Origin of the sequence: Dietzia sp. UBA5065, assembly GCA_002415925.1 — a bacterium.
Lineage (GTDB): Bacteria > Actinomycetota > Actinomycetes > Mycobacteriales > Mycobacteriaceae > Dietzia.
Genome location: DIAZ01000122.1, coordinates 1 through 4,301, shown reverse-complemented (window position 1 = coordinate 4,301; position 4,301 = coordinate 1). Strand labels below are relative to the sequence as shown.

Genomic DNA, 4,301 nt, shown 5'->3' with positions numbered 1-4,301 from the left:
ATCGACCTGCTCCGCGCGTGGATCCGCGAGCAGTCGTGGTTCGACGGTGACCCGGACCGGTTGGAGCAGGTGACCTCCTACCGGTTCGTCGACCCGGACGGCCAGGTGGGCATGGAGTCGTTCCTGCTCACCGACGGCGCGAGGACCTTCCACGTCCCGGTCACCTACCGCGGCGAGGAGCTGCCGGGTGCCGAGGGCGCCCTCGTCGGCACCGTCGACCACTCGGTCCTCGGCCCGCGGTGGGTGTACGACGCCCCCGCCGACCCGGTGTACGTGGCCGAGGTGCGCCGGGTGATCGGACACCGCGACACCGCGGCCGACCACCTGGCCGTGGAGGACGGCACGATCACGCCCGCGCCGGTGAACATCCGGGGCGGCGGAAGCGGGTCCGCGCCCGACCCGGGGTCCGCTCCGCAGGTCCTCCGGGTGATCTCCGAGGAGAACGACGCCGAGGCGGACTGTCCGCTCATCGGCTCGCCGGGCACGCTCAGCGGGACCTGGCACGACGCCGACGGCTCGCACACGGCGGTCCTCGTCGTGGTCGACTGAGCGTTCCGGCCGGCTGGCCCACGCAGGACACCGCCCCCACCTCGTGCGAGGCGGGGGCGGTGTCGGTGTCGGTGCTGCGGTGCTGCCGAGCGGCTGGGCTCAGGCGCTCTTGATGGCCGAGACCTCGATCTCGAGGGTGATCTTCTCGGAGACGAGCACGCCGCCGGTCTCGAGCGCGGCGTTCCAGGTGAGGCCGAAGTCGCTGCGGTTGAGGGTCGTGGAGCCCTCGAAGCCGGCGCGGAGGTTGCCGAACGGGTCGGTGGCGGTGCCCTCGTAGTCGAAGGGGATGGTCACGGACTTGGTGGTGCCCTTGATGGTGAGGTCGCCGGTCACGTCCACGCCGCCGGAGCCGTTGGCGGCGATCGCCGTGGAGGTGAAGGTGATCTCCGGGTAGGTCTCCATGTCGAAGAAGTCGTTGGACTTCAGGTGGCCGTCGCGATCGGCGTTGCGGGTGTCGATCGAGGCGGCCTTGATGGTGACCTGGGCGCTCGCGCCGTCGATGCCCTCGCCCGGCACGGTGACGGTGCCCTCGAAGTCGTTGAACGAGCCGCGGACCTTGGTGATCATCGCGTGGCGGGTGACAAAGCCGAGGCGGGTGTGGGTGGTGTCGAGGGTCCAGGTGCCGGTGAGGTCGGTGAGGTTCGCGGTCATGATGACTCCTTGGGGTTGGTCTGGCCGGTGGGCCGGGCGATTACTTGCTGTGTCACTCAATGTAGGCGCACCTCTGTGACATGTCAACAACCGTGGCGTGTGAGCTGGGTCACCCCACGTGGCGTCGCAGGAAATGGACGGCGTGCGCCACCGCGCGGTCGTGGCAGGGCCGGCCGGCGAACAGGTCGAAGTGGTCCCCGGGGTAGTGGCGGACCTCCGCCCGCGCGGAGAAGGCGGCGGTGGCGGCGGCGTGCGGCGGGGCGCTGCGGTCCAGGTCGGCGATCTGGACCAGGAGGGGGACCCCGGCGAGGTCATCCGCGTGCCGACCGGGCCGGAACGAGCCCAGTTCCGTGCCGATGGACGCGCCGACCTCGTTGCGCCAGGTGGGCCCGGCGACGGAGGTGTACGCCTGCTCGTATCCGTCGAGGGAGAGCAGGGCCGTGGATCCGGGCGGACCCGTGAGGGGGACCATCGGCTCCGCCCGACCCAGAGCGGTGACGGCTCTGGCGGCGATCGCCGTCCCGGTCGAGCGGAGGAGCGAGGCGGGCCTGTGCTGGCGTGCCGCAGCCACGGCGGCCGCCCGTCCGTCGACCAGCGGGACCATCGAGATGACGGCCGCGATGTCCGCTCGCCCGCGGGCCACCTCGAGGACGTGGCCACCCGCGAGCGAGCAACCCCAGAGCACGATGCGGGCGGGGTCCACGCCCGGTTGCGCGGCGGCCGCGGCGATCGCGGCCCGGTAGTCCTCCTGCTGGCGCTCGGGCGAGACCACCTGCCGGGGTCGGCCCCCGGACCGCCCGAACCCGCGGTAGTCAAAGGCCAGGGCGGCGTACCCGGCGGCGGCGAACGCCTCGGCGAACGGCATGAGGCCCGAGTCGGCGGTTCCGCCCAGCCCGTGCGCCATCACCACGCAGGGCCGCTCACTGCCGGGTTCCGCGCCGGCGGCGGGGAGGAACCACGCGCGGCAGTCGGCGGCGTGCTCGCCGGAACCGGAGCGGAAGGTGACGTCGACGGGACTGCTCATTCGGTTCTCCCTGGGTCGGCCGCGGCGTCCACCGCGGGGTCGGGTCGGCCGTAGACGGCGCGCACCCACATGTCCGCGGCGGTGGCGATCAGTGGCTCGCGGGGCGCGTCGGGGACGTACACCAGCCGCTCGAGCACGGACTCGTTGATGTGGATCAGGCTCTCGGCGAGCACGGTGGCGTCCGCACCCTCGGGGGCCCGCCCGGCGGCCCGCTCGGCGCGGAGGAAGTCGGCGATCGGGGCGGCCAGGATCCGGCGACCCTCGTCCCACATCTCGCGGGTCGCGTCGTGGGTGGTGCGTGCGGTGAGCAGCGCCCGGTAGATATGACCGCTGTCCAGCACCCGCTCGACGAGCAGCGAGAGAGCGGCGGTGACGCGGGCACGGAAGGCGTCCGCGCCGCCCACGATCATCTCGGTGGACGCCCGGGCCTCCTCGTTGACCACCACCAGCAGCACCGACACCGCGGCGGCCTTGGAGTCGAAGTAGAAGTAGAACGCCGACCGGGTGATGCCGGCGGCGTCGGTGAGGTCCGCCACCGAGATGTCGTCGAGGGCGGTCGTGCGCAGCCGGTCGTCGAGCGCGGCGAGCAGGGCCTCCCGCCGCCGGTCGCCGCGCGGCGAGGAGGCGGCCGGCGGGCCGACGGGAGTCACACCGTCTCCCTGCTCGGCAGGGCGCTCCCGAGCCTCCGGGCGCGCTCGAGGCCGTGGGGGATCTCCTTGGTGCGCAGATCGTGCTCGTAGAGGAAGTAGTCGACCTGCTGCTGGTGGCGGGGGGTGTCGAGCATATGGCCGATGTACTTCTTCTCGTCCGCCAGGATCACCCGTTCCATCTCCGCGACCGTCGGCGTCCGGTACAGGCCGGCGGCCCACGCCGCGACGAGGCGGGCCTGCGCCTCGACGAAGGGGAACAGCGTGGGAGTGGACTGGGCGAACCCGACGAACGCCAGGTCGTCGATCCCGGGCGAGAACATCCGCTTGTAGAGGGGGATGTGGTTGTGCGCGTCCGCGGAGAGGAACTCGGGATCGAAGAACGGGAACGACGTGGTGTACCCGGTGGCCTGGATGACCACGTCGAACTCCTGGGCCGTGCCGTCCTCGAAGTGCACGGTCCGGCCGTCGAACCGGTCGATGTTCCCCTTGGCGGTGACGTCCCCCGAGCCCAGCCGCAGCGGGAGTTCCACCGACTGGGTGGGGTGCGCCTCGAAGAACTTGTGGTTGGGCTTGGGCAACCCGTACGACTCCGGCCGCCCCGCGGACATCGGCTGCATGGCCTGGATGGCCTTGCGCTGCCACGAGTACGGCAGGAACGGGAAGGTGGCGAAGTATTTGTCGGCGGGCTGGCCGGCGATGTACTTCGGGACGATCCACGCGCCCGAGCGGGTGGAGATCACCACCTCGTTGCGCATGATCTTGGAGGACAGCTCGACCGCGATGTCGGCCGCGCTGTTGCCGAGGCCCACCACGAGGATGCGCTTGCCCACCAGGTCCAGCGGGTCCCACGGGTCGACGTAGGCGTGAGAATGGATCATCTCGCCGGTGAACTCGCCCGGGAAATCGCCGAACCGCGGGTCCCAGTGGTGCCCGTTGCCCACCACGAGCGCGTCGAAGCGCCGGGTGCCCGAACGCTCGGTGGTGAGCTCCCAGCCGCCGTCGGGCAGCCGCACCGCACTGAGGACCCGGTTCTCGAACTCGATCGAGCCCAGCAGGTCAAAGGCCTCGGCGTAGTCGTCGAGGTACTGCTTGATCTGCGAGTGGTGGGGGAAGTCCGGGAACTCGTCGGGCATCGGGAAGTCCCGGAAGCTCAGCTGGTGCTTGGAGGTGTCGATGTGCAGCGAGCGGTACGCGCTGGAGCTGCCGTTGGGGTTGTCGAACGCCCAGTTCCCGCCGATCCGGTCCGAGGCTTCGAAGCACACCGCGTCGATGCCGTAGTCCTCCAGCATCTTGAGCGTGGTGAGGCCGCTGATGCCCGCGCCGATCACGGCGACCGAGGGAGTGGATGTCATGGGGACCTCTTCGTGGGAGAACTATGGCGCCGATCACAATATGGCCCTAGATTGACGGGCGTCAACAACTTCCCC

Annotated in this window: 5 protein-coding genes; 1 reads left to right on the top strand and 4 read right to left on the bottom strand. The window is 70.9% G+C overall.

What is annotated here, in order from left to right; translation table 11 throughout:
* Positions 1 to 549, top strand: a 549-nt coding sequence (locus B4M60_RS09380) for a maltokinase N-terminal cap-like domain-containing protein (RefSeq protein ID WP_291082710.1), incomplete at its 5' end; no start/stop codon positions are given.
* Positions 550 to 648: 99 nt separating this feature from the next.
* On the opposite strand, the gene B4M60_RS09375 is transcribed toward B4M60_RS09380, so the two are convergent.
* From B4M60_RS09375 to B4M60_RS09360, 4 genes are all read right to left on the bottom strand, one after another.
* The gene (locus tag B4M60_RS09375) at positions 649 to 1,200 is read right to left on the bottom strand and encodes a YceI family protein (RefSeq protein WP_291082707.1); all 552 of its coding nucleotides are present in this window, start codon (positions 1,198 to 1,200) and stop codon (positions 649 to 651) included.
* A gap of 109 nt (positions 1,201 to 1,309) precedes the next feature.
* Complete coding sequence (locus tag B4M60_RS09370) at positions 1,310 to 2,224, bottom strand: alpha/beta hydrolase (protein ID WP_291082704.1); 915 nt, start codon at positions 2,222 to 2,224, stop codon at positions 1,310 to 1,312.
* Positions 2,221 to 2,874 (bottom strand): TetR/AcrR family transcriptional regulator, encoded by a 654-nt coding sequence (locus B4M60_RS09365; RefSeq protein WP_291082701.1) that lies wholly within the window; start codon positions 2,872 to 2,874, stop codon positions 2,221 to 2,223. The genes B4M60_RS09370 and B4M60_RS09365 overlap by 4 nt, the downstream gene beginning before the upstream one ends.
* Positions 2,871 to 4,226, bottom strand: a complete 1,356-nt coding sequence (locus B4M60_RS09360) for a flavin-containing monooxygenase (RefSeq protein WP_291082698.1) — start codon at positions 4,224 to 4,226, stop codon at positions 2,871 to 2,873. The genes B4M60_RS09365 and B4M60_RS09360 overlap by 4 nt, the downstream gene beginning before the upstream one ends.
* Between the last annotated feature and the right edge of the window lie 75 nt (positions 4,227 to 4,301).

Bases quoted from the DNA above. Each gene is read 5' to 3' on its own strand.
- B4M60_RS09375 (WP_291082707.1), bottom strand. From the start codon at position 1,200: ATGACCGCGAACCTCACCGACCTCACCGGCACCTGGACCCTCGACACC.
- B4M60_RS09360 (WP_291082698.1), bottom strand. From the start codon at position 4,226: ATGACATCCACTCCCTCGGTCGCCGTGATCGGCGCGGGCATCAGCGGC.
- B4M60_RS09370 (WP_291082704.1), bottom strand. From the start codon at position 2,224: ATGAGCAGTCCCGTCGACGTCACCTTCCGCTCCGGTTCCGGCGAGCAC.